This is a genomic window from Amycolatopsis sp. NPDC051045 (assembly GCF_040682955.1).
Taxonomy (GTDB): domain Bacteria; phylum Actinomycetota; class Actinomycetes; order Mycobacteriales; family Pseudonocardiaceae; genus Amycolatopsis.
Map to the genome: position 1 here is coordinate 1 of NZ_JBFBCC010000006.1, position 23,646 is coordinate 23,646.

General features: G+C 70.8%; 23 protein-coding genes. 10 read left to right on the forward strand and 13 right to left on the reverse strand.

What is annotated here, in order from left to right; translation table 11 throughout:
* Nucleotides 1-99 precede the first annotated feature (99 nt).
* Both AB0M80_RS16375 and AB0M80_RS16380 read right to left on the reverse strand, forming a co-directional pair.
* Nucleotides 100-1,200 (reverse strand): nitronate monooxygenase family protein, encoded by a 1,101-nt coding sequence (locus AB0M80_RS16375; RefSeq protein WP_364564808.1) that lies wholly within the window; start codon nt 1,198-1,200, stop codon nt 100-102.
* A 14-nt stretch (nt 1,201-1,214) separates the two neighbouring features.
* Nucleotides 1,215-2,831, reverse strand: coding sequence for an acyl-CoA synthetase (locus tag AB0M80_RS16380; protein ID WP_364564810.1), 1,617 nt, complete (start codon nt 2,829-2,831; stop codon nt 1,215-1,217).
* A 61-nt stretch (nt 2,832-2,892) separates the two neighbouring features.
* On the opposite strand from AB0M80_RS16380, the gene AB0M80_RS16385 reads away from it, so the two are divergent.
* The 4 genes from AB0M80_RS16385 to AB0M80_RS16400 all read left to right on the forward strand — a co-directional run bounded on the left by AB0M80_RS16385 (nt 2,893) and on the right by AB0M80_RS16400 (nt 6,922).
* Complete coding sequence (locus AB0M80_RS16385; RefSeq protein ID WP_364564813.1) at nt 2,893-3,681, forward strand: crotonase/enoyl-CoA hydratase family protein; 789 nt, start codon at nt 2,893-2,895, stop codon at nt 3,679-3,681.
* A gap of 82 nt (nt 3,682-3,763) precedes the next feature.
* Nucleotides 3,764-4,741 carry an OB-fold domain-containing protein gene (locus AB0M80_RS16390; protein WP_364564815.1) on the forward strand — a complete coding sequence of 326 codons (978 nt, stop codon included), beginning with the start codon at nt 3,764-3,766 and terminating at the stop codon, nt 4,739-4,741.
* Nucleotides 4,742-4,748: 7 nt separating this feature from the next.
* Entirely contained in the window at nt 4,749-5,762 is a 1,014-nt protein-coding gene (locus tag AB0M80_RS16395; protein ID WP_364564817.1) for a thiolase domain-containing protein, read from the forward strand.
* Nucleotides 5,759-6,922 carry a thiolase domain-containing protein gene (locus AB0M80_RS16400; protein ID WP_364564819.1) on the forward strand — a complete coding sequence of 388 codons (1,164 nt, stop codon included), beginning with the start codon at nt 5,759-5,761 and terminating at the stop codon, nt 6,920-6,922. Before AB0M80_RS16395 ends, AB0M80_RS16400 begins: the two co-directional genes overlap by 4 nt.
* A gap of 25 nt (nt 6,923-6,947) precedes the next feature.
* On the opposite strand, the gene AB0M80_RS16405 is transcribed toward AB0M80_RS16400, so the two are convergent.
* The 3 genes from AB0M80_RS16405 to AB0M80_RS16415 form a co-directional block, all read right to left on the reverse strand.
* Nucleotides 6,948-7,967: a YhjD/YihY/BrkB family envelope integrity protein gene (locus tag AB0M80_RS16405; protein ID WP_364564822.1), complete on the reverse strand. Its 1,020-nt coding sequence runs from the start codon at nt 7,965-7,967 to the stop codon at nt 6,948-6,950.
* A gap of 74 nt (nt 7,968-8,041) precedes the next feature.
* A complete protein-coding gene (locus AB0M80_RS16410; RefSeq protein ID WP_364564824.1) occupies nt 8,042-8,833 on the reverse strand; it encodes a transglutaminase family protein in 792 nt (263 codons plus the stop codon).
* 211 nt (nt 8,834-9,044) lie between these two features.
* Nucleotides 9,045-10,271, reverse strand: a complete 1,227-nt coding sequence (locus tag AB0M80_RS16415) for a cytochrome P450 (RefSeq protein WP_364564826.1) — start codon at nt 10,269-10,271, stop codon at nt 9,045-9,047.
* Nucleotides 10,272-10,499: 228 nt separating this feature from the next.
* On the opposite strand from AB0M80_RS16415, the gene AB0M80_RS16420 reads away from it, so the two are divergent.
* Nucleotides 10,500-11,657 carry a steroid 3-ketoacyl-CoA thiolase gene (locus AB0M80_RS16420; RefSeq protein ID WP_364565761.1) on the forward strand — a complete coding sequence of 386 codons (1,158 nt, stop codon included), beginning with the start codon at nt 10,500-10,502 and terminating at the stop codon, nt 11,655-11,657.
* Here the strand turns inward: AB0M80_RS16420 and AB0M80_RS16425 are convergent.
* Entirely contained in the window at nt 11,654-12,040 is a 387-nt protein-coding gene (locus AB0M80_RS16425; RefSeq protein ID WP_364564829.1) for a RidA family protein, read from the reverse strand. The two genes, AB0M80_RS16420 and AB0M80_RS16425, sit on opposite strands and share 4 nt — an antisense overlap.
* A gap of 64 nt (nt 12,041-12,104) precedes the next feature.
* Here AB0M80_RS16425 and AB0M80_RS16430 point away from each other — a divergent pair, with 64 nt between their 5' ends.
* Entirely contained in the window at nt 12,105-12,902 is a 798-nt protein-coding gene (locus AB0M80_RS16430; RefSeq protein WP_364564832.1) for an alpha/beta hydrolase, read from the forward strand.
* A 5-nt stretch (nt 12,903-12,907) separates the two neighbouring features.
* Here the strand turns inward: AB0M80_RS16430 and AB0M80_RS16435 are convergent, their stop codons facing one another.
* The 3 genes from AB0M80_RS16435 to AB0M80_RS16445 all read right to left on the reverse strand — a co-directional run bounded on the left by AB0M80_RS16435 (nt 12,908) and on the right by AB0M80_RS16445 (nt 15,650).
* Complete coding sequence (locus AB0M80_RS16435; RefSeq protein WP_364564834.1) at nt 12,908-14,110, reverse strand: amidohydrolase family protein; 1,203 nt, start codon at nt 14,108-14,110, stop codon at nt 12,908-12,910.
* On the reverse strand, nt 14,107-14,298 hold the full coding sequence (locus tag AB0M80_RS16440) for a hypothetical protein (protein ID WP_364564836.1): 192 nt from the start codon (nt 14,296-14,298) through the stop codon (nt 14,107-14,109). The genes AB0M80_RS16435 and AB0M80_RS16440 overlap by 4 nt, the downstream gene beginning before the upstream one ends.
* A gap of 134 nt (nt 14,299-14,432) precedes the next feature.
* The gene (locus tag AB0M80_RS16445) at nt 14,433-15,650 is read right to left on the reverse strand and encodes a M20 family metallopeptidase (RefSeq protein WP_364564839.1); all 1,218 of its coding nucleotides are present in this window, start codon (nt 15,648-15,650) and stop codon (nt 14,433-14,435) included.
* Nucleotides 15,651-15,718: 68 nt separating this feature from the next.
* On the opposite strand from AB0M80_RS16445, the gene AB0M80_RS16450 reads away from it, so the two are divergent.
* Nucleotides 15,719-16,783: an Lrp/AsnC family transcriptional regulator gene (locus tag AB0M80_RS16450; RefSeq protein WP_364564841.1), complete on the forward strand. Its 1,065-nt coding sequence runs from the start codon at nt 15,719-15,721 to the stop codon at nt 16,781-16,783.
* A 549-nt stretch (nt 16,784-17,332) separates the two neighbouring features.
* Here AB0M80_RS16450 and AB0M80_RS16455 read toward each other — a convergent pair.
* The 4 genes from AB0M80_RS16455 to AB0M80_RS16470 form a co-directional block, all read right to left on the reverse strand.
* Nucleotides 17,333-18,274 carry an SCO0930 family lipoprotein gene (locus AB0M80_RS16455; protein WP_364564843.1) on the reverse strand — a complete coding sequence of 314 codons (942 nt, stop codon included), beginning with the start codon at nt 18,272-18,274 and terminating at the stop codon, nt 17,333-17,335.
* Between the two features lie 40 nt (nt 18,275-18,314).
* Entirely contained in the window at nt 18,315-19,796 is a 1,482-nt protein-coding gene (locus tag AB0M80_RS16460; RefSeq protein WP_364564845.1) for a DUF1996 domain-containing protein, read from the reverse strand.
* A gap of 274 nt (nt 19,797-20,070) precedes the next feature.
* Nucleotides 20,071-20,862, reverse strand: a complete 792-nt coding sequence (locus AB0M80_RS16465; protein WP_364564848.1) for a zf-HC2 domain-containing protein — start codon at nt 20,860-20,862, stop codon at nt 20,071-20,073.
* Nucleotides 20,863-20,869: 7 nt separating this feature from the next.
* The gene (locus AB0M80_RS16470; protein WP_364564851.1) at nt 20,870-21,430 is read right to left on the reverse strand and encodes a sigma-70 family RNA polymerase sigma factor; all 561 of its coding nucleotides are present in this window, start codon (nt 21,428-21,430) and stop codon (nt 20,870-20,872) included.
* A 239-nt stretch (nt 21,431-21,669) separates the two neighbouring features.
* Between AB0M80_RS16470 and AB0M80_RS16475 the strand changes: the two genes are divergently transcribed.
* From AB0M80_RS16475 to AB0M80_RS16485, 3 genes are read left to right on the forward strand one after another with little or no spacing between them, the layout of a single operon-like run.
* The gene (locus AB0M80_RS16475; RefSeq protein WP_364564852.1) at nt 21,670-22,260 is read left to right on the forward strand and encodes a hypothetical protein; all 591 of its coding nucleotides are present in this window, start codon (nt 21,670-21,672) and stop codon (nt 22,258-22,260) included.
* Complete coding sequence (locus tag AB0M80_RS16480; protein ID WP_364564854.1) at nt 22,244-23,035, forward strand: DUF4142 domain-containing protein; 792 nt, start codon at nt 22,244-22,246, stop codon at nt 23,033-23,035. Before AB0M80_RS16475 ends, AB0M80_RS16480 begins: the two co-directional genes overlap by 17 nt.
* Nucleotides 23,028-23,645 (forward strand): ferric reductase-like transmembrane domain-containing protein, encoded by a 618-nt coding sequence (locus AB0M80_RS16485; protein WP_364564856.1) that lies wholly within the window; start codon nt 23,028-23,030, stop codon nt 23,643-23,645. Before AB0M80_RS16480 ends, AB0M80_RS16485 begins: the two co-directional genes overlap by 8 nt.
* The last annotated feature ends 1 nt before the right edge of the window (nt 23,646 follow it).

Sequence of the window (23,646 nt, forward strand, 5' to 3'; positions counted from 1 at the left end):
CTGGCGAACGCCAGCCGAGGCCCTCACGAAGCTACTGTTAGATCAACAAACGACAGGTGTTGCAACCACCGCGTGAATCCGCCTGGCATTCACGGCTTTTCAGCGCGTCTTGTCCAACCGGGACAGTGCCTCTTCGTAGCCGGAGACGAGCTCGGCGACGACTTCGGCGACCGGGCGGACCCGGTTCATCCGGCCGACGATCTGCCCGACCGGCATCGAGACCACGCTCGGGTCGTTCGCCGCGTGGATCCGGTTGTGCGCGGGGGAAACCAGCAGGTTCTGCAGCGGCATCGGCAGCGGCTCGGGCGCGTCCGGCGCGGCCCACGCCTCGGTCCACCGGGTCTTCAGCAGCCGGGCGGGCTTGCCGGTGTAGATCCGCGTCCGCACGGTGTCCGACGACGACGCCGCGACGAGCGCCTGCTGCATCGCCACCGACTCACCCATCGTCTGCAGGTACTCCTCCGTGGCGAGCCACATCGACCCCATCCAGACGCCGGCCGCGCCGAGCGCCAGCGCCGCGGCCATCTGCCGGCCGGAACCGATTCCGCCCGCGGCGAGCACCGGCACGTCGACGGCGTCGACGATCTCCGGCACCAGCACCATGGACGCGATCTCGCCGGTGTGCCCGCCGGCTTCGTAGCCCTGCGCCACCACGAAGTCGACGCCGTTTTCGACGTGCCGGACCGCGTGCTCGGCCTTGCCGGCGAGTGCCGCGACCGGTACCCCGCGGTCGTGGCACTGGGCGATGACGTCCGCCGGCGGCGAGCCGAGCGCGTTGGCGATCAGCTTGATCGGGTGGTTCAGCGCGACCTCGACGTGCGACCGGGCGACCGAGTGCAGCCAGCCGAGCACGCCCGCGCGCTCGTCGGTGTCGTCCGGGAGCGGCGGCACGGCGAGGTCGCGAAGCACCCGGTCGACGAACGCGCGGTGGCCGTCCGGGATCAGCTTCGCGAGGTCGACCTGCGTGCCCTCGGCGGGCACCTTCGCCGGCATGACGATGTCGACGCCGTACGGCTTGCCACCGGTGTTCTCGTCCATCCAGGTGAGCACCCGGTCGAGCTCGGCGGCGTCGTTGAACCGCACGCAGCCGAGCACGCCGAGGCCGCCGGCGCGGCTGAGCGCCGCGGCGACGTGCTCGGACGGGGTGAACCCGATGATCGGCAGGTCGATGCCGAGCCGGTCGCACAGGGGTGTCCGCACGCTGGTTGTCCTCCTCAGACGGGCTGGGCCGCGGCCGGTTCGTGCTCGGCGGCGTAGCGCTGGGCCCACGGGTAGTCCGGCTTGCCGCTGGGTGAGCGGCCGATCTCGTCGGCCAGCCAGACGGTCCGCGGCACCTTGTAGCCGGCGATCTCGCCGCGGACGTGCTCCTCGAGGGCGGCGAGGTCCGGCTCGGTGCCCTCGCGCAGCTGGACGACGGCGGCGACGCGCTGGCCGAGCCGCTCGTCCGGGACGCCGATGACGAGCGCGTCGAAGACGTCGGGGTGCGACTTGAGCGCCCCTTCGACCTCTTCCGGGTAGACCTTCTCGCCGCCGGTGTTGACGCACTGGGAGCCGCGGCCGAGCAGCGTGACGGTGCCGTCCTCTTCGTAGCGGGCGTAGTCGCCCGGGACGACGTACCGGACGCCGTCGACCTCGACGAAGATCTTCTTGCTCTTCTCGGGATCGCCGTAGTAGCCGAGCGGGACGTGCCCGCGGCGGCCGATCAGCCCGACGGCGCCGGCCTTCTTCTCCACCACGTTGCCGTCGTCGTCGAGCAGGATGGCGTCCAGCCCGAAGTTCACCCGCGGGCCGGCGCTGTGGTCGGACCCCTTGGCCACCATGCCGATCCCGGTGAAGCCGCTTTCCGACGAGCCGATGGCGTCGGTGATGACGGCGTTCGGGACCAGCTCGACGAACTCCTGCTTCACCGACTGCGAGAACAGCGCGGCGTGGCTCGACACGGCGACGATCGACGAAGCGTCGTAGTCCCCTTCGCGGTAAGCCTCGATGAGCGGCCGCGCCATCGCGTCGCCGACGATCGTGAGGACCTGGACCTTGTGCTCCTGCACGGCTTTCCAGATCTCGTGGGCGTCGAAGCGGGGCACGAAGACCACGGGACTGCCGGTGAACAGCGCGCCGAACGCGGCCCACTGCGCGGCGCCGTGGATCAGCGGCGCGGCGGGCAGCCGGGTCAGGCTCCCGGCCTTGCCCTGCTCGGCGAGCGTCCATTCGTCCGGGACGTACTCGCCGGTGACGAAGTTGATCCCGCCGCCGAGCGCGCGCCAGACGTCCTCCTGCCGCCAGAGCACGCCCTTCGGGTAGCCCGTGGTGCCGCCGGTGTAGAGGATGTAGAGGTCGTCGCCGCTGCGCTCCTCGAAATCGCGCTCGGGGCTTCGTGCTTCGAGGGCCGATTCGTAGTCGACGCCCCCGTAGCTCTCGTAGTCGCCGTCCCGGCCGTCGTCGATCACGACAACGTGTTTCAGTTTCGGCGCCTCGGGCAGGACGGCGGCGACCTTGTCGGCGTAGCCGCGTTCGTGCACCAGCGCGACGATCTCGGCGTCGTTGAACAGGTACACGAGCTCGCCGTGGACGTAGCGGTAGTTGACGTTGACGGCGATCGCCCGCAGCTTGTACGCCGCGACCATCGCCTCCAGGGCCTCGATCGAATTGCGGGAGTAAACCCCGATGTGGGACCCGCGTCCCACGCCGTGCGCAGCGAGGTGGTGGGCGAGCCGGTTGGCCCGCGCCTCCAGTTCGGCGAAGGTGACTTGCCGGTCGCCGCACACGACCGCGACGCGCTCCGGCACGGCGTCGACGGCGTGCTCCAGAAGATCCGCGATGTTGAGTGCCACGCCCTCAAAGTAGAACATGTTATCGTTCCGGGCAATGGCACTGCTCCTTCAGGAGGTTTTCGTGGGTGAACCGCACGCGCTGGTTTCGCAAGAGGGGCAGACGCTGGTCGTCACGATGAACCGGCCCGAGGCGCGCAACGCGATCACCGGCGAGATGATGGAGATCATGGTCTCGGCCTGGGACCGCGTCGATTCCGACGACTCGATCCGCAGCTGCATCCTGACCGGCGCGGGCGGCGCGTTCTGCGCGGGCGCGGACCTGAAGTCGATGTCCCGGAGCTCTCCTTCGGAGTCGTTCGCCGCGGGCAAGTTCGACCCTTCGCGCATCCCGGGGCTCCTGAAGGGCCGCCGTCTGACGAAGCCGCTGATCGCGGCGGTCGAGGGGCCGGCCATCGCGGGCGGCACCGAGATCCTCCAGGGCACGGACATCCGGGTGGCGGGCGAGTCGGCTCGCTTCGGGGTCTCGGAGGCCCGGTGGGGACTGTTCCCGATGGGCGGGTCGGCGGTGCGGCTGCCGCGCCAGATCCCGTACACGGTGGCCGCGGACATCCTGCTGACCGGCCGCCACCTCACCGCTTCGGAAGCCCAGGCCATCGGCTTGATCGGCCACGTCGTCCCGGACGGCTCCGCGCTGACGAAGGCGCTCGAGCTGGCTTCACTCGTGAACGCGAACGGCCCCCTCGCAGTGCGGGCCATCCTCCGGACGATGCGCGACACGGAGGGGCTCCACGAGGAAGAGGCGTTCAAGCTGGACTCGCAGTACGGCATCGAGGTCTTCGCGTCGGAGGACGCCAAGGAGGGACCGCGGGCGTTCTCGGAGAAGCGGAAGCCGGACTTCCGCGGTCACTGAGTTAGAACACGTTCCACTTCTAGTCGAACCAGTCCGCGAAGGAATCTTGCCGCCGAATCGAGAACGTGTTTCACTCAAGGACGTGACCGAGACACCGCTTGCGGCACCGCTGAACGTCGGCTTCGACTACACCCGCTCGACCGGGCCCGTCCTCGGCCGGTTCGTCAACGCGCTGCGTGAACGCCGCATCGAAGGCATCCGCGGCAGCGACGGCCGGGTGCACGTCCCGCCGGTCGAGTACGACCCCGTGACCGCCGAACAGCTCGGCGAGTTCGTCCCGGTGAGCGAAGAGGGCACCGTCGTCTCCTGGTCGTGGTGCCCGCGTCCGCTGGACGGCCAGCCGCTGAGCCGGCCGTTCGCCTGGGCGCTGGTCCGCCTCGACGGCGCCGACACCGCGATGCTGCACGCGGTCGACGCCGGCTCGCCGGAGAACATCCACAGTGGACAGCGGGTGCGCGTGCGCTGGGCCGACGAGGTCGTCGGGCACATCCGCGACATCGCCTACTTCCTGCCGGTGGACGCCGAGGACACCACACCCACCGAACCCGCTCCCCCGGTCGCCGAACGCGCCGAAGGTGCGCCGGTCAGCATCGTCATCACCCCGGTGCACCTGCGGTACATGCACTCCGCCTCGCCCGAGGAGAGCACCTACCTGCGCGGGCTCGCCGAGGGGAGACTGATCGGCCAGCGCTGCCCCGCCTGCGCCAAGGTCTACATCCCGCCGCGCGGCGCCTGCCCGACCGACGGCGTGCCGACGACCGAGGAGGTCGAGCTCCCCGACACCGGCACCGTCACCACGTTCTGCATCGTCAACGTCCCGTTCCTGGGCCAGCGGATCAAGCCGCCGTACGTCGCCGCGTACATCCTGCTCGACGGCGCCGACATCGCCTTCCTCCACCTCGTCCTCGGCTGCGCCGCCGAAGACGTCAAGATGGGGATGCGGGTACGCGCCGCCTGGAAGCCGCGCGACGAGTGGTGGACGTCGCTGGAGAACATCAGCCACTTCGAGCCGACCGGTGAGCCCGACGCGGCTTACGAAACCTTCGCCCACCACCTGTGAGGTCCTGATGCCAGACGTCGCGATCGCGGGCTTCGCGAAGGCCCCCAACGTCCGCGAAACTCCAGGTACCACCAATGGCGTGGAGATGCTCGTCCCGATCTTCGCCGAGGTCTTCGCGCAGACCGGCCTGTCCAAACAGGACATCGGGTTCTGGTGCTCCGGTTCCTCGGACTACCTGGCCGGGCGCGCGTTCTCCTTCATCGCCGCCGTCGACGCGATCGGCGCGTTCCCGCCGATCCACGAGTCGCACGTCGAGATGGACGCCGCCTGGGCGTTGTACGAGGCGTGGCTGAAGATCAAGATGGGCGAGGTCGAAACCGCGCTCGTCTACGGCTTCGGCAAGTCCAGCGCCGGGCAGCTGCGCCGGGTGCTCGCCCTGCAGCTCGACCCGTACGTCGTCACCCCCCTGTGGCCGGACTCGATCTCGATCGCCGGAATCCAGGCGCGGCTGGGCCTGGAGGCCGGGCTCTGGTCCGAAAAGGACCTCGCCGAGGTCGCCGCGCGCGGCACGGGCACCGACGTCACCGAACTGCTCGACACGCCGTACTTCGCGGACCCGTTGCGCAAGCACGACATCGCCCCGATCACCGACGGCGCCGCCGTGATCGTCCTGTCCACTGTGGAGCGGGCGCGGGAGATCGTCGAGCACCCGGCGGTGATCACGGGCATCGAGCACCGCGTCGACTCCCCCGTGCTCGGCGCCCGCGACCTCACGCGCTCGCCGTCCACCGAGGCGGCGGGCCGGGCTTTGGACCTCGACGGCGTCGACCTCGCCGAACTGCACGCACCCTTCACGCACCAGGAGCTCATCCTGCGGAGCGCGCTCGGGCTCGGCGACGGCGTGCGGATCAACCCCTCCGGTGGGGCGCTGGCCGCGAACCCGATGTTTTCCGCCGGGCTGGCCCGGATCGGCGAAGCGGCGATCCGGATCCACCGCGGCGAATCCCGCAAGGCCGTGGCCCACGCGACGAGCGGCCCGGCCCTGCAACAAAACCTGGTGACCGTGCTGGAGGCCCGATGACCAAGCAGCTCACCGCCGTGCTCGGCACCGGCCAGACGCACCACCGCGCCAAGCGCGCCGACGTCTCCATGCCCGGCCTGCTGCGCGAGGCGATCGACCGCGCGATGACCGACGCCCAGGTGGAGTGGGCCGACATCGACGCCGTCGTGCTCGGCAAGGCACCGGACCTGTTCGAGGGCGTGATGATGCCCGAGCTGTTCCTCGCCGACGCGCTGGGCGCGACCGGGAAGCCGTTGCTGCGCGTGCACACCGCCGGTTCGGTGGGCGGGTCGACGGCACTGGTCGCGGCCTCACTGGTGCAGGCGGGCGTGCACCGGCGGGTGCTCACGGTGGCCTACGAGAAGCAGTCCGAGTCGAACGCGATGTGGGGCCTGTCGATCCTGCCGCCGTTCCAGATGCCGGTCGGGGCCGGCGCGGGCGGCTACTTCGCGCCGCACGTGCGCTCCTACATCCGCCGCTCGGGCGCGCCCGAGCACGTCGGGGCGATCGTCGCGGCGAAGGACCGGCGCAACGGCGCCCTGAACCCCTTCGCGCACCTGCAGCAGCCGGACATCACCGTCGAGTCGGTGCGCAAGTCGCAGATGCTGTGGGACCCGATCCGCTACGACGAGACGTGCCCGTCGTCCGACGGGGCGTGCGCGATGGTGCTCGGCGACGAAGCCGCCGGGGACGCCGTCGAGGGCGGCGCCGCCTGGATCCACGCGACGGCGATGCGCACCGAGCCGACCACGTTCGCCGGCCGCGACCAGGTGAACCCGCGGGCCGGGCGCGAAGCCGCGGCCGCGCTCTGGGCCGAGGCGGGCATCACCGACCCGATGTCCGAAGTGGACGTCGCCGAGATCTACGTGCCGTTCTCCTGGTTCGAGCCGATGTGGCTGGAGAACCTCGGCTTCGCCCCCGAAGGCGAGGGCTGGAAGGTCACCGAGGCCGGGGAGACGGCGATCGGCGGGCGGCTGCCGTGCAACCCGTCCGGCGGGGTGCTCTCGTCCAACCCGATCGGCGCGTCCGGCATGCTCCGGTTCTCCGAAGCCGCGAAGCAGGTCATGGGCCGGGCCGGCGACTACCAGGTGGACGGCGCACGCCGCGCGCTCGGGCACGCCTACGGCGGCGGGTCGCAGTACTTCTCGATGTGGCTCGTGGGCTCGGAGAAACCGGCCTGACGTCACTTTCCCGTGAAAGGGGCGCTCACCGCCGGGAGCGGCGCCACCGCAGCGCGAGCAGCGTCCCGATCACTCCGGTGACCACGCCGGCCGTGGCGGGCACCGCGACCGGCGGGTCCACCACGACCACCGGCTCCAGCACCACCGGCGGCGGTGGCTGGACCGGCTTCGGGGGCGCGTCCGAGCCGGTCGCGGTCCACGCCGTGACGTAGACGAGCATCCGCGCGACCAGGGAGATGAAGAAGATCAGGCCGATCACCGAGCCGAACGCGATGCCGGTCGGCGAGTCGCCGATCAGCCGGAGGTAGAACCCGCCGGCCAGCTTGAGCGCCTCGAACCCGACGGCCAGGGCGACCGCGCCGCGCACCGCGCTGCGCACACCCACCGGCTGCCGCGGCAGCCGGGTCAGCACCCAGAGGAACACCAGCCAGTCGGCGGCCAGCGACAGCGGCACCGAGGACACGGAGACGAGCCGGTGCCCCCAGCTGGTGTCGTCGAGGCCGACGAGCCGGAGCAGGTAGCCGCCGAGCGCGGTGCCGGAGATGGTGAGCGTGAACGACACCAGCAGTGCCGCGCTCAGACCGAGCAGGGCGAGCAGGTCGACGGCGATGAGCCGCAGCAGCGACTGGTCGGACCGGTTCTGCCCCCACAGCGCCGTCAGGGAGTCCCGCAGCGCGTTCATCCAGTTCCAGCCCGAGTAGAGGCCGATGGCCAGCCCGAACGCCCCGACGCTGGTCCGCTGGTCGACGAAGCCGGTGAGCAGGTCGGTGGCCTTGTCGCCGAGCGCGCCGGGCAGCGTGCTGACGATCGAGTGCACCATCGTGTCGAGCAGGTGCGGCTGGCTGGCCAGCACGAACCCGGCGACCGACGAGGCGACCATCAGCAGCGGCACCAGCGACAGCAGGCTGAAGTAGGTGATCGAGGCGACGTAGTGGTAACCGCCGGAGTCGATGTAGCGGTTGGTCGCGCGGGCGATGTGGTCCAGCCACCGGTACCGGGCGCGGGCCCGGGCCCAGGGGCTCGGGGCCTTGGGGGAACTCTTCACGAAGACTGTCTACCCAGCCGGGGCCGTCCTTGCGCAGGCAACACGCGGTCTTTCCGCAGGCGATGTGCCCAGCCTCAGCCGAGGACGACCAGCCCGGACCCGTCGTCGACGGGGAGTGCGGCGTCCGTCGTCGCGAACACCGTGCTGCCCAGGAAGTCGAGCTCGCCGCCGAGCGTGGCGAGGAAGGCGGTGTCGGCGGCGTCGCGGCCGGTGGAGATCCGGAGCATGGTCTGCCGCGGCGCGAGGCGGGTCGCGTCGAACACGTACCAGTGGCCGTCGACCGCAGCCTCGAAGACGGCGTGGAAATCCATCGGCGACAGCCCGGGCGCGTAGACGCCGACGTAGCGCGCCGGGATGTCGAGGAACCGGCACAGGGTGATGCAGACGTGCGCGAAGTCGCGGCAGACGCCCTCCCCCGCGAGCAGGGTGTCGACGGCGTCGTCGGTCCCCCGGCTGGAACCGACCACATAGGACAGTCGCTGGTGGACGTGCCGGACGACGGCGGCGACCTGGTGCCCGGTTTCCGTGTGCTCGAACAGTTCCGGCGGGACGAGCCCGGCGATGCGGTCGGACGGGCAGTACCGGCTCGGCCGGGTGAACACGATGGCGTCGGCGAGCGTGACCGGCTCGGGTTCGAGGTCGGCCAGCTCACGTTCGGCGTGGTAGGTGACGCGGTGCTCGCCGGCCGGCAGCTCGAAGACCTCGGCGCGGGTCCCGTGCTCGAACTCGACGGGCCGGCTGCCACCGTGCCACGACACGATCAGTTCATCGGTGTCCGCCCGCGCCGCGGCGACCGAGATCGCCGCAGGCCCGGGCCGGGTGACGCGGACGGAGAACTCGACGTCGACGGTCGCTCGCGGGGCCATCGGGTCATCATGTCATCCCCGGCAGGATCACCGGCTGACCGAAATCGTGGTGTTCCGCTCCGTGCTGGGGCTGCGGCCCGTCGAACTCCGCTTCGCCGACCGGCTGCGGGCGACCGGGCACCGATGCCCGGGTGTGCACCTACCCGGGCATCGGCCACTTCGCCACCGACGCGGACGGCCCCGACCACGACGAACCCGCGGCCGAACTTCCTCAGGCGTACCGGACGGGGTAGTGCTTGATCCCGTTCAACCAGCTCGACCGCAGCCGGACCGGGGGCGCAGCCTCGGTGATGTTCGGCATCACGTCGGCGATGGCGTTGAAGATCAGGTCGATCTGCAACCGGGCCAGGTTCGCCCCGATGCAGTAGTGCGAACCGGTGCCGCCGAACCCGACGTGCGGGTTGTCCTCGCGGAGGACGTCGAACTTCTCCGGGTCCTGGAACACCTCGTGGTCGAAGTTGGCGGAGCTGTAGAACATGCCGACGCGGTCGCCCTTGCGGATGTGCGCGCCGCCGAGCTCGGTGTCGCGGGTGGCGGTGCGCTGGAAGGCGATCACCGGGGTCGCCCAGCGGACGATCTCGTCGGGCGCGGTCTTCGGCCGCTGTTCCTTGAACAGCTCCCACTGGTCCGGGTGGTCCAGGAGCGCCTTCATGCCGTGGGTGATGGAGTTGCGCGTCGTCTCGTTGCCGGCGACGGCGAGCAGGATGACGAAGAAGCCGAACTCGTCGGAGCCGAGCTCTTCGCCGTCGACGTCGGCCTGGATCAGCTTCGTGACGATGTCGTCCATCGGGCACCTGCGGCGGTCCTCGGCCATGTTCCAGGCGTAGCCGATGAGCTGGGTGGATGCCTCCAGGGGCTCGAGCTCGTACTCGGGGTCGTCGTAGGCGACCATCTGGTTGGACCAGTCGAAGATCTTGAGCCGGTCCTCCTGCGGGATGCCGATCAGCTCGGCGATCGCCTGCAGCGGCAGCTCGCACGCGACATCGGTGACGAAGTCCCCGGTGCCTTTCTTGCGGGCTTCGGTGACGATCCGCTCCGCGCGGTCGCGGAGGGTGTCCTCGAGCTTGGCGATCGAGCGCGGGGTGAAGCCCTTCGACACGATCCGCCGCAGCTTGGTGTGCTGCGGGGCGTCCATGTTGAGCAGCACCAGGCGGTTCGCTTCGAGGTTGTCCTCGGTCATGTTCTCGTCGAAGCGGATGATGGCGGTCTTCTCCCGCGACGAGTAGAGCGTGCTGTCGCGCGAGACCTCCTTGACGTCCGCGTGGCGCGAGACGACCCAGTACCCGTCGTCGCGGAAGCCCGCGGTGTTGTGCTTCTGGGGGTTCCACCACACCGGGGCGGTCCGCCGGAGTTCGGCGAACTCGGCGACGGGAAGTCGCTCGGCCAAGAGATCGGGATCGGTGAAGTCGAACCCGGCGGGGATGAGCGGAACGGCCACGTTGCCTCCCACGGTTCGGCTTGGAACACGTTCTAGGTTGGATTGAAGCATACGGTGTTAACCAAAGGAAGACCCGAAAGTGAAACCCGTTTACTTGACCGATGATGCCAGGTGAGCACCTGCTCACTTGACAAAGATCAAGAAGGGGCCAAACCTGCAGACTCTTGCACGAAACGATAACTCGTTCTAGTTTTGTCCGGAACAGCGTTGGTGGACGAAAGGGACGACATGGGCGTGCCGGTCATCGTCGAAGCCGTGCGGACCCCGATCGGCAAGCGGGGCGGGCTGCTCGCCGGCCTGCACGCGGCCGAGCTGCTGGGCGCCGCGCAGCTCGCCCTGCTGGACCGCGCCGGGATCGACCCGGCCCTCGTCGAACAGCTCATCGGCGGCTGCGTCACGCAGGCCGGCGAGCAGTCGAACAACGTCACGCGCACGGCGTGGCTGCACGCGGGCCTGCCCGAGACGGCGGGCGCGACGACGATCGACGCCCAGTGCGGTTCGGCGCAGCAGGCCACCCACCTCGTCGCCGGCCTGATCGCGGCCGGCGCCATCGAGACCGGCGTCGCGTGCGGGGTCGAGGCGATGAGCCGGGTGCCGTTGGGGACGAACCGCGCCGGCGCGTCCCCGCGGCCGTCGTCGTGGTCGATCGACCTGCCCAACCAGTACGGCGCCGCCGAGCGGATCGCGGTCCGGCGCGGGTTGACGCGGGACGACGTCGACGCGTTCGGCGCCGCGTCCCAGCACAAGGCCGCGGCCGCCTGGGCGGCGGGACACTTCGACCGCGAAGTGGTGCCGGTGAAGGCCCCGGTCCTCTCCGGCACCGGCGATCCGACGGGGGAAACCCGCCTGGTCGGCCGCGACCAGGGCCTCCGCGAGACGACGGTGGAAGGCCTGGCCCGGCTCAAGCCGGTGGTCGAGGACGGCATCCACACGGCGGGCACGTCGTCGCAGATCTCCGACGGCGCGGCGGCCCTGCTCCTGCTGGACGCGGACCGGGCGGCGGCGCTGGGCCTGCGTCCCCGCGCCCGGATCGTCGCCCAAGCCCTGGTCGGCGCCGAGCCGTACTACCACCTGGACGGCCCGATCCGCGCGACGGAACGCGTGCTCTCCCGCGCCGGGATGACCGTGGGTGACGTGGATCTGTTCGAGGTCAACGAGGCGTTCGCCTCGGTCGCGCTGTCCTGGCAGCAGGTCGTCGAACCGGACCCGGCGCGGGTCAACGTCAACGGCGGCGCGATCGCGCTGGGCCACCCGGTGGGCAGCACGGGAGCGAGGCTGCTGACGACGGCGTTGCACGAACTGGAGCGCCGGGACGCAACGACGGCCTTGGTGACGATGTGCGCGGGCGGCGCGCTCGCCACGGCGACCATCATCGAACGGCTTTAGCCCGGCAGGTGGGCGTCCACCTCGATCTCGATCTTCATGCGCGGATCCGCCAGGCCGCACTCCAGCATCGTCGCGGCCGGGCGGACGTCCGCGAACGCCTTGCGCAGCACCGGCCAGCACGGCTCGAAGTCCTCGCGGGACGGCAGCAGGTAGCGGACGCGGACCACGTCCGCGAACGTGCAGCCCGCCTCGGCCAGCGCCGCCTCGATGTTGCGCAGGCACTGGGCCGCCTGCTCGACGGCGTCGTCGGAGATCGTCATCGCCGTGTAGTCGAAGCCCGTGGTGCCCGAGACGTACACGCGGTCGCCGTCGACCACCGCGCGGGCGTAGCCGATCTGTTCTTCGAAAGCCGACCCGCTGAGGATCGCTCGCCGTCCTGTCATGCCTCGCACGGTAGGGATCGACCACCACGCCGTCCAGCGAACAGGTTGTGCTTCACTTCGGGGCATGATCTCGGAAAGCCGTTGCCCGGTGGAGAACGGTGAGCTCCTGGTCCGCCGCGGCGGCGAGGGCCCGGCGCTGCTGCTGATCGCGGGCGGCACCGGATCGGGCGATTCCTACCGCGCGCTGGCGAAGCAGCTGTCCGCGGACTACACCGTGATCACCTACGACCGGCGCGGCCACTTCGGCAGCACCGACACCACCACGGGCCCGGTCCCGGTTTCGCTGCAGGCCGACGACGCGCTGGCGGTGCTGGACCACGCCGCCGACGGCCCGGCGCTGGTGTTCGGGTCGAGCGCGGGCGCGCTGATCGGCCTCGACCTCGTCGCCCGCCACCCGGACCGCGTCACGACCCTCGTCGCGCACGAACCCCCGGCGGTGCACCTGATGCCGGACGCGGGCGGCTGGCTCGAAGCGGCGGCGGAACAGGTCCGGCTGGCCCGTTCGGGCGAGCTGATGGCCGCGGTGACGCGCTTCGCCGACGCGATCGCGGGCGCGGCGCTGCCCAACCTGCCGAACCTGCGCCTGCCCCACGAAGCCGACTGGATCCGGCTGTTCGACCGCGAGCTGACGGAGTTCTTCGACTACCTGCCGGACCTGCGCGCGCTGCGCAAGGCGAGCACGGAGATCCTCCCGGTGGCGGGCGAAACCAGCCGGGGCCGCTACCACTACCAGCCGGCGAAGATCCTGGCTCTGGAGCTGGGCTTGCCGTTCACGGAGATGCCGGGCGCGCACCTCGCGCCGCAGCGGAACCCGGCGAAGTTCGCCGCGGCGCTGAAGGACCTGCTGAACCCGGAGTCCTGAGCGCGTCAGACGACCCGGGTGCCGTCCTTCCAGACCTCCCGGATGTTCGACGCCAGTGCCGGGAAGTCGTACGGATCGCCGCCCACCAGGACGAGGTCCGCCCGCAGCCCCGGCTCGATCCGCCCCAGCTCGCCGTCCAGGCCCATCAGCCGCGCCGCCGAGGACGTCGTCGCCACCAGCACGTCCCCCGGGGTCATGCCGCACGCCGCCATCAGCGCCAGTTCCTCGAGGTTCGTGCCGTGGGGGCCCACCCCGCTGTCCGTGCCCATGGCGATCCGGACCCCCGCCGCGTACGCGCGGCGGACCGAGTCGCGGTGGGCCTCCACCACTTCGCGGGCCTTCGCCACCACGGCCGCCGGGAGGTCGACACCCGCGTCGGCCGCCCGGACCACGTTGACCGGGGCGATCAACGTCGGCACCAGCCAGGTGCCGTGGCCGAGCATCAGCTCGATCGCCTCGTCGTCGAGGTAGATGCCGTGCTCGATCGAACGGACCCCGGCCCGGACCGCGTTCTTGATGCCCGCCGCGCCCTGGGCGTGCGCCATCACCGGACGGCCCTGCATCGCCGCTTCGGTGACCAGGACGTCCAGTTCCTCCGGCGTGAACTGCGCATGCCGCGGATCGTCTCGGGGGGAAAGCACGCCGCCGGTCGTGCACACCTTGAGCACGTCGGCGCCCGCACGCAGCAGCGTCCTGGCCACCCGGCGCACTTCGTCGGGGCCGTCGGCCGTGGCGTCCGGCCGGCCCGGGTGCGGCACGAGCAGCGGGACGCAGAGCCCCGACGGGTGCCAGCTGTCGCCGTGGCCGCCGGTCGGGCTGATCAGCCCGACCGAGATCTGCAGCCGCGGCCCCGGGATCAGCCCGTCGTCCACCGCCTGCTTGATGCCGAGGTCCGCGCCCGCGGCGTCGCGGACCGTCGTGATGCCCAGCCCGAGCGTCGCCCACAGGTTCCGCGCGGCTTCGTAGAACTGGTAGGAGAACGGCTTCTGCACGCGGGCCAGCAGCCCGATGTCCGACACCGTGACGTGCACGTGGCAGTCGAACAGGCCGGGCAGCAGCACCGTGCCGGCGCAGTCGACGCCCTCGTCGCCGTCCAGGTCCGTGCCGACCTCGACGATCCGGCCGTGCTCGACGACGACGTCGGCGGGCGCCGGATCCGCGCCGGTGCCGTCGAACACCGAGCCGCCGGTGAACACCGTGCGCGTCACGCCGCCTCCCGCGAAGGTTCCGGAACCGCCAGGCCCACGTCGACCGTACCGGCCGGGTGAGTGTCCACAAAGGTCAGCCAGAGGACGACGAGCTCGCCGGCGGCCGGCACCGTGCCCTTGCCGACCGGCACGCGCCGCAGGAACCCCAGCAGGGTGGCCGGCAGATCCGGCCGGAAGATGCCGAGCACGAGGGCAAGAGTACTCGCGGGCACAACCGTGCCGTCGTCGATCCGGAACGGCCGCGGCCACTGCGGCGACAGCGTCCGCAATACGCCGTTCGGGTCACTCCGCCTCGGGCACCCGTTTGCTCCACTGTGGACAATCAGCTTCCCGGCGCGAGCGCGGGCTCACCGGCCAGGAGCCCGAGCCGGCGGACCGCGAGTTCGGCCAGCAACGCGGCACCGTCGCCGAGCACGCTGTCGTCGAACCGGGCCCGTGGCGAATGGTTGTCCGGCGCGGTCGCCGGATCCGTCGGGCACGCGCCGAGGAAGAGGTACGCGCCGGGCACCCGTTCGAGAACGCGGGAGAAGTCCTCCGAACCGGTGATCGGATCGGCCATCTCGGTGAAGCGCTCCTCGCCGAAGACGTCGCGGACCGTGTCGGCCACGAATTCGTACGCTTCGGCGTCGTTGACCGTCGCGGGGTACTCGGGTTCGTAGGCGACTTCGATGTCGAGTCCGTGCGCGGCGGCGACCCCGCGGCACACCTGCACCGCGCGCTCCCCCACCCGCGCCGCGACTTCCGGCGAGAACGACCGCAGCGTCGCCTCGAACACCGCGTCGTCCGGGATGATGTTGCGGCGCGTGCCGGCGTGGAACGAGCCGACGGTGATCACGACCGGGTCGAAGACGTCGAAGGTGCGCGTGACCATCGTCTGCAGCGCGGTCACCATCTCGCAGGCCGCCGGGATGGGGTCGCGGGCGTCGTGCGGGGACGAGCCGTGGCCGCCGTCGCCCTGGACGCGGACCGCGAGGGCACCCGACGCCGCCATCAGCGTGCCCGGCCGGGCGACGAACTGGCCCTTCGCGTAGCTCGCGGCCGAGACGTGCAGGCCGTAGGCGGCGTCGACGTGCTTGCCGGACGCCGTCAGCACGCCCTCGTCGATCATGTGGCCGGCGCCGTCCCAGCCCTCTTCGCCGGGCTGGAACATGAACACGACGTCGCCGGGCAGGTCGTCGCGCCGGGCGGCGAGGAGCCGGGCCGCGCCGACCAGGCCCGCGGTGTGCAGGTCGTGGCCGCAGGCGTGCATGGCGCCGTCGAGCGTCGAGGTGAACTCCTCGCCGCCGGCCTCGGTGACCGGGAGCGCGTCCATGTCGCCGCGCAGGAGGACGGTGCCGCCGGGCCGGCCGCCGCGCAGGACGGCGGTGATCGACGAGAGGTTCTTGCCGAGGCTGGTTTCGAGGCCGAGCCCGTCCAGCGCCGCCAGCACCCGCTCCTGGGTGCGCGGCAGGTGCAGGCCGATCTCGGGGATGCGGTGCAGGTCGCGGCGGAGGGCGACCAGCTCGTCGAGCAGGGCGGCGGCATCGGAGCGCAGGGTCATCTGCCGATCATGCGAGGGTCGAGCACAATGGCCGGGGAAAACCGCCGAAACCACCGTTTCGAGGTCTGATGAGCGAAGAATCCGCCATGTTGGCCGAGCAGGACCTCAAACTGGTCGACGCGCTCCAGGCGGCGCCGCGGGCGTCCTGGTCGACGCTCGGGCACGCGCTCGGCCTGGGCGCGGTGACCGCGGCCCGCCGGTGGGACGCGCTCGTGGAGCGCGGGGACGCCTGGCTCACCGCCTATGCCGGCGGGGAGCTGATCGCGCGGCTGGTCCTGGCCTTCGTCGAGGTCGAGTGCGAGCCCGGGGCCGCGTTCTCCGTCGCCGCCGCGCTGGCTGCCGACGTCCACGTGGCCACCGTCGAGTACGTGGCCGGGCCGTGCGACCTGCTCGCCCACGTCGTGGCGCCGTCCCTGCGGGAGCTCGGGGCGCACGTGGCGGGCCGGGTGGCGGCGGTGCCCGGCGTGGCGCGGGTGCGGACGACGCTGTCCCCGCGGATGTTCACCGAGGGCAGCCGCTGGCGCGTGCGGGCGATCTCACCGGGTCAGCGGCAAGCGCTTTCGGGGAAGCCGGCGAAGAACCGCGCCCCGCTGCGGTTCGACGCCGCGGACCGGGCACTGGTCCTGGCGCTCGGCGCGGACGCGCGGGCATCGGCGGCGGCGTTGGCGAGCGAGCTCGGCCTCGGGGCGACGACCGTGCGGCGCCGCCTCGACGGGTTGCTGGCCCGTGGGGCGCTCCGCGTCCGCTGCGAGATCGCGCGGTCGGTGTCGCCCGCGCCGGTCACGGTGACGTTGTGGCTGCGGGTGCCGCCGGACAAGCTGGAGACGACGGCCCGGTCGCTGGCGATGGTGCCGGAGGTCCGCATGTGCGCGGCCCTGTCCGGGGCGGCGAACCTGATGCTGGTGGTGTGGCTGCCTTCGCCGCACGACGTTCTTTCCGTCGAGGCGGTGCTGGCGGCGAAGCTGCCGTGGCTGGAGATCACCGGCCGGGCGGTGACGCTGCGGAGCATCAAGCTGATGGGCCGCTTGCTCGACGCGGCGGGGAGGGGCACCGGCCGGGTGCCGCTCGACTTCTGGGCCGCGGTCCCCGTGCCGGAGCACGGGGACCGCAGCGTTGACCGGTCCGGGGAATGAGGGGGTGAGGTGGAGGGAAGCATTCCCCGGGACCGGGGTTTCGGGGAGCCGTCGCGAATTCCGGGCCGGTGACCGAGGGGCGGGCACCGGGAGCCGGCTTCGGGACGGAAGTCGCGTGCTTCGCGACGTGACTAGCGTGATCAGCCGCGGATCTCGTGTGACTGGAGACGGATCTCTTGTGACTGGGAGCGGATCTCGTGTGATGGAACGGGTATCTCGCGTGATGGGGGGCGGGTCGGGTGGGGGGAGGGTTCCGGCGCGGTGGACGGGGGGGTGAGGTGGAGGGAAGTGTCCACCGGGCCGGAACTCGCGGGCGGGAGCGACTCCCGCCGTCTCCTCCTTCGCTGACCCGGCTGAGCCGGATCGGTGTGGGGTGAAGAATCCCGGCCCGGTGGACTGGGGGGGTGAGGTGGAGGGAAGCGTCCACCGGACCGGGGCTCGAGAGACGGGACCAGGTCCCGCCATTTCCTGCGGTGAAACAACCGGCCCGGCGGACTCGGGGGGTGAGGTGGAGGGAAGTGTCCGCCGGGCCGGGGTTCGTGGGGCGGGTCAGTACCCGCCGGGGGCTGGAGAGGTCGCGACGGCCTGCTGGACGTCGGGCCGGCGGGCCGGGTCCGCCTTGCAGCCGTCGGGTTCCACGGCGTACCAGGTGCCGCCCGCGCCGTGGCCGTTCGCCTCGCCGGGTGTGCTGTCGCGGGCGTAGGTGTAGACCGGCCAGCCGCCGACCGTCACCTGGCTGGTGCCGTCCGCGCGGCGGATGCGGCCGATCAGTCCGGAGTCGATGCCGCCGGCGACGGTGATCCGGCCGTCGGCGGGCAGCGGGGGCCACTTCTGCGCACAGGCTCCGTCGCAAGTGGACTTCCCGGAACCCTTGCCGTCCTTGGTGAAGAGGTAGAGCGTGCGGCCATCGCTGTCCGTGAGGACAGGACCGAGGCCGTCGATTTCGGTGGTGCCGAGGGTGGCCGCGCCGGGCTGGCCGTCGCTCGCCTTCTCCCCCGTCGGCGTGATCGCCGCCCAGTCCGCGCTGACGTCCCGGCCGAGCGCGACGCCCGTCCCGGTGTCCTTCGCGTACCGGTAGACCGGCCGGCCGCCGACCGTCACCTGCTTGCGGCCGTCGGGCCGGGTGACCAGGCCGACCAGCCGGCTGTCGACCCCGGCGGCGAGCGCCGGGACGTCGGAGACCAGCGGCGGCCAGGCTTCCGCGCACGCACCGGTGCAGGTGGGCTCGGTCGTGTCCTTCGCGTAACGGTACAGCGTGTGGCCTTCGGCGTCGGCCAGGACCGCACCCAGACCTTCCACAGTGGACGCGACCAGCTGGGCCTGGCCGGCCCCGGAGCCGGCCGGAACCGCGCTCGCCGGCTGCTGCTGCACGCCGAGCGCCACCGGCTGGACGGCACCGGACGTGGCGTACGGGTTGGTCCCGCAGGCCGCGACCAGCGCGAGTCCGGCGACGGCGAGCGGCAGAGCAGCGGCCGGGCGAGCACGGTTCATCGGAAGTTCTCCCTTCTGCGTATCGAAGTTCCGGAAACGGTTATTCGGCGCAGGCCTTGCCGGAGTTGATGCAGTTGACCAGGCGGCCCATGATCTGCTTGCTCATCACGTTCGCGAAGTCGTCGTGGTCGGACTTCGGGTTGTGCTCTTCCTGGGCGAACGCGTCCACTTTGTACTGCTTGTTCTGCTGGACGTCCTGCGGGACGTCGTACACCAGGGTGACCTGCAGCTGGGGCACGTTCTTGAAGCCCTGAGGGCACTTGCCCTGCTTGTCGGAGAACACGATGTGGGTGCGGTGGTTCTCGCTGTCGGTGTTCTTGCCGTCCCAGCAGTTCGGGAAGGCGTGGATCCGCTCGACCTTGCTGCCCTGCGGGCAGATCGGGTACTTGTCGGTCAGCCGGTCCTCGAAGCCGGTGCAGGTCCAGCTGGGCCGGGCGTTCGCCGGACCGTTGGTGCTCTGCTTGGCGTCACCGTAGAGGATCTTCAGGCCGAGCGGCATCGCGACGACGTTCTGCGCGCCGCCGCCGATGAACTTGAGCGTCGCGGACTCCGGCTCGATGATCTCGCCGTCGTTGTCGCCGACCTCTTCGTTCGCGCCCTGCGGGCCGCCGAGCTCTTCCTGCTGGGCCTGGTCTTGGTTCTGCTGCTGGTCCTGCTGGCCGTTCTGCTGCTGCTGGCCGTTCTGCTGCTGGTTCTGCTGCTGCTGGCCGTTCTGCTGCTGGTTCTGCTGCTGCTGGCCGTTCTGCTGCTGCTGGTTCTGCTGCTGCTGGCCGTTCTGCTGCTGCTGCTGGTTCTGCTGGCCGTTCTGCTGCTGGTTCTTGTTCTGCTGCTGCTGGTTCTTCTGGTTCTGGTTCTGCTGCTGACCGTCGTTCTGATCGCCCTGCTGCTGGGCGCTCAAGCCCGTCCGGCCGCCGCCCTGACCCTGGCGTGCGCGCTGGTTCTGGTCCTGCGCGTCCTTGGCATCCTGCGCGCTCTTGTCCTGCTGGACGTCGCCCGTCTTGCCCTGCTGATCCTGCTGGGCTTTCTGGTTCTCCTGGTTGTTGGCCGCGTCGTCTTCGCGGTCGATGCGGATGACCGGCCAGAAGTACGCCGACTGGTCACCGTTCTTGCAGGTGGTGTCGCCGGCGAGCAGGCTCTTGAGGCTGGAATCGGCGTCGGTCGTCACGTTGCCGACGTAGTCGTGCAGGTGCTGGGCGCCGTTCTTGATCCCGGGCTGGGCGATGAAGTTGTCCGGGTTGTGGTGCGCGCCGTCCGCGTTCGTTCCACAGTCGACGGTGAAGGAGCCCTGGGCGCCCTTCTTCGCCAAGGCCGCGTTGACGTTGGTGCCGGCGGCGACCTTGTTGATGTCGATGAAGAACGACGGGTCCGCGGCGTCCGCGCTGGCTTCGCCCGTGCGGCCCGTGGTGACCGCGACGGCGATTGCGCCGACGGCGATCGCCAGGCCGATCGCACCCATAGCGATCTTGGTTCGGCGGGCAACGCGGTGCTTGCCCGTCACGGGGGACCGAGAATTCCGGGCCATAGACTAGTTCACCTCGTTCGTTTTTCCGGGCGCGCGCTTCAACAGCGCGGCAGCCCGGGCAAGAACTACCGTTGATTGAGCTTGAGATCGCACAGAACCTGGTGGGGATGCTGTCGGTTCCGGCTGTCGGATGCATCGGGGGATGCATTGGGGGATACGGACATGAGCGCCTCGAGGTTCAAAAGCGACCGGCCCGTTATCTGTTCGTTATCAACCGGAACGCAACCGGGCAGCATTCACCCAGGTCACGGCGTTTCACCGTCGACAAAGAGTTTCAGCGCTGAACGACGACGAGGACCGTGCCATCGTCGCCGCGAACCTCGAACCGGCTGATCCGGTCCATCGCGAGGGAGATGGAACCCTGCAGCCGCAACGGTTCGGGCGAGCCGGGGATACCGAATCCCTTGGGCGGCACGGACCAGCTGGAGACCACGCGCTCGTCGCCGGCCGTCGGGATGGCGACCAGCTGGCAGTTCACCGGCCCGACGATCCCGCGCAGCTCGAGCTCGACGCGGCTGCCCCACTCCACCGGGGAAACGGTGACCAGCGCGCTGACGGCGGACCCGCCGCTGCCGCGGCCGTAGGTCTGGCCGCCACCGGGCTGGCTCGAGGTGCCCGCGGACGGCGGTGCGATCGACGTCGCCAGGACACTCGGCGACGGCGGCGGCTGCTTGTTGCTCGGAGCGGAGAGCGAAGCGGGCGGGACGGCGTCGGCCGGCCGGACCGCGAGGGTCACCAGCGGACCGGCGATGACGGCCGCGGCGGCCGCGGCCCCGGCGAGGATGCCGATCCGGCGACGGCGACGGCGCTTCACGGCGGCCTCTTCCATGAGACCGCGCAGCACCCGGGGACCCGGCGAGAGGGTGCGCGGGCTGGGCGCCGGCATCGGCGGCTCCGGCCAGCTGCGCTTCACCAGGTCGAGGACGTCCGGCAGCTGGTAGAGCTCGATCAGGTCGAGCTGGCAGTGCGGGCAGTTCATCAGGTGGGCTTCGAACTGGGTGTTCTCGGCCTCGCTGAGGACGCCGAGCACGTACGCGGCGACGTCGGTGTGTGCTGATCCGGCCACGCTCAGTTCACCCCCGCTCGCGCAGAGCCCGGCGCAGCGCGCGGACGGCGTGGTGGATGCGGGACTTGATGGTGCCCGGGGGCACGCCGAGGGTTGCCGCGACCTCGTTCACGGTCCGATCGCGCAGGTAGGTCTGCTGGATGGCCTCCCGCTGCTCGGGTGAAAGACCCTGCAACGCCTCGTAAACGATCATCGCGGCGAGCGTGCGGTCCGACTCGTCGGACACCGTGATCGCGTCGGACTCGATCTCCTCGAGCTCCTGGGGACGGACGCTGCGGCTGCGCCAGCCGTCGATGACGATGCGCCGGGCGACCGTGAACAACCAGGCACGCAGCATCTCGGGCCGGCGGTCGAGCTTGTCGGCGTTCCGCCACGCCTTGATCAGGGTCTCCTGGACGACGTCTTCGGCCCACTGCCGGTCGTGGCCGGTCAGCCGCAGCGCGAACGCCATCAGGGACCCGCCGAACTCCTGGTACAGCGCTTTCGCCAGATCGTCATGGCCGTCGCCGGGCTCGACGACGGCTTCCTGATCACCGACGGATCTCAGCGCTCGGGTGTGCCGTCCCACGCGGGACATCCTGGTGGGCCGGACGGCCTACGTCCAGTCCTCCGGGCCGCAAACCGCGTGCAAAACTTTTTTGAACCGTTTCCGTACCGTGTCCGTATCCCCTACCGAAGACCCCCGACCAAGCGTTGTCCCCCGCAACGCGCCACATCCACTCCGGACCGAATGTCCACTGTGGATCTTTCGCGCCCTTTTCCGTTGCACTCCGGCAACAGCGCGTAGTCATGCCCCACGGAGGAGCAGTGATCCGCATTCCCCGACCGGTGGTCCCCGCCGCCGTGTGCCTCACCGCACTCACCCTGCTCACCGCCTGTACCGCCGGCGCGGCCACCACCTCGGGTGGCGGGTACGCCGCCGGGATGCAGATGCCCGGCATGCAGCAGGGACAGGTCGTCCTGCCGATGCCGCAGTCCATCACCGCCGACCCGAACAACCCGGCGAAGAGCCAGCTCCGGGCCGCGAAGACGTTCGACCTCGGGCTCCTGCTCGTCGACGGAACCGGCTACACGATCTACCGCTACGACCGGGACTCGACCAACCCCCCGCGGTCGAACTGCACCGGTGCGTGCGCGACGAAGTGGGTCCCGGTCAAGGCCGGCGGCAACCTGCCGCCGGTGGACGTCGACCAGTCGCTGATCGGGCAGGTCAACCGCGACGACGGCACCCAGCAGCTCACCCTCGCCGGCTGGCCGCTGTACCACTACACCGGCGACAGCGAACCGGCCGACACGTCCGGCCAGGCCCTCGACCAGGCGTGGTACCCGATCGCGCCGGACGGCAAGAAGATCACGCTCACCCAGGACGAGTGGAGGCAAAATGCGTTCGGCGTCTGAGCTCACCTGGCTCGAGTTCGATCCGCCGTCGGTCGTCGAGCGCTCCCGGCCGCTGGTCCGGATCCTCTTCGTGGTCGCCGCGGTGCTGGCGCTGCTCGCGCCGGGTTCGACCTCGACCGCCCAGACCACCGCGGTCTCGGACACCGACGCAGTGCTGCTCACCAAGGTCCGCCAGGCCGGGCTGTGGGAGATGCCCTCCGGCATGATGGCCATGGAGAAGGGCAGCCCGCTGGTCCAGAAGGTCGGCTTCGCGATCATGATGGACCACGGCCGCCTCGACGTGGCGACCCGTGCGCTGTCGGCGAAGCTGAATTCGCCGGTTCCGGACCAGCCCTCCGAGGAACAGCGCGGCTGGCTCGCCGAACAGATGAACGCCTCCCCCGGCCCGGAGTTCGACCGCATCTTCGCCAACCGGCTGCGCGCGGCGCACGGCCAGGTGTTCGCCGTGCTCGCGCAGCTGCGGGCCGGCACCCGCAACGACGACGTGCGCGCGTTCGCGACCGTCGGCAACCAGGCCGTGATGCGGCACATGACGATGCTCGAGAGCACCGGGATGGTCGACTACACCGCCCTGCCCACCCCGGCCGTTTCCACCACCGCGGCGCCCACCGGGATCCAGCTCGGCCTCGACACGTCCCAGATCGCCGTGGTGGGAGCGCTGTTCCTGCTGGTCGGCGGCGGGTTGTTCTACGTGCTGCGCCAGATCAAGAGCAACCGTGGCCGCGCGAGGGCGTCCCGGCCGGCCACTGCGAGAACCGGGGGCAGCCATGGTTGAGACCTGGCACGACGCGACGATCTTCCTCACCCAGCAGTTCCAGCCGAAGACCGACCCGGCGGCCCGCGGTCTCGCGGCCTTCGCCGCCCGGACGTCCTACGCGGCGATGATGCTGACGCTCACCTGGGGTGTGCTCACCGCCACCGGCTGGATCCGCTCGGTCACCGGCCGGAAGGGGCTGCGCAGCACGCACATGGTGCTGGCCACCGCGACGCTGATCTTCGGCGGCATCCACGCGCTCGGCTTCACCTTCCTGACGATCCAGCCCTACAGCTGGCAGTACATGTTCGTCCCGTTCCTGTCCGGCCAGGAGACCCGGCACATCATCGGCATGGTCGGCTTCGAGGTGATGGTGGCGATCTTCCTCACCGCGGGCCTGCAGCGGTTCACCTCCTACCGCCGCTGGCTGTGGCTGCACCGGTGCGCGTACCCGGCGGTGGCGCTGACCGCGCTCCACTCCTGGTTCGGCGCCATCGCCAACGGCCACCTCGCGACCGTCTGGCTGGGCGGCATCACGCTGCTCGTCCCGGCAGTGACGGTGTCGCTGCTGCGGTTCATGCCGGCCCGCACCCTGGAACGCCTCGGACTCGTGGAAGAGCAGGTGGCCTGAC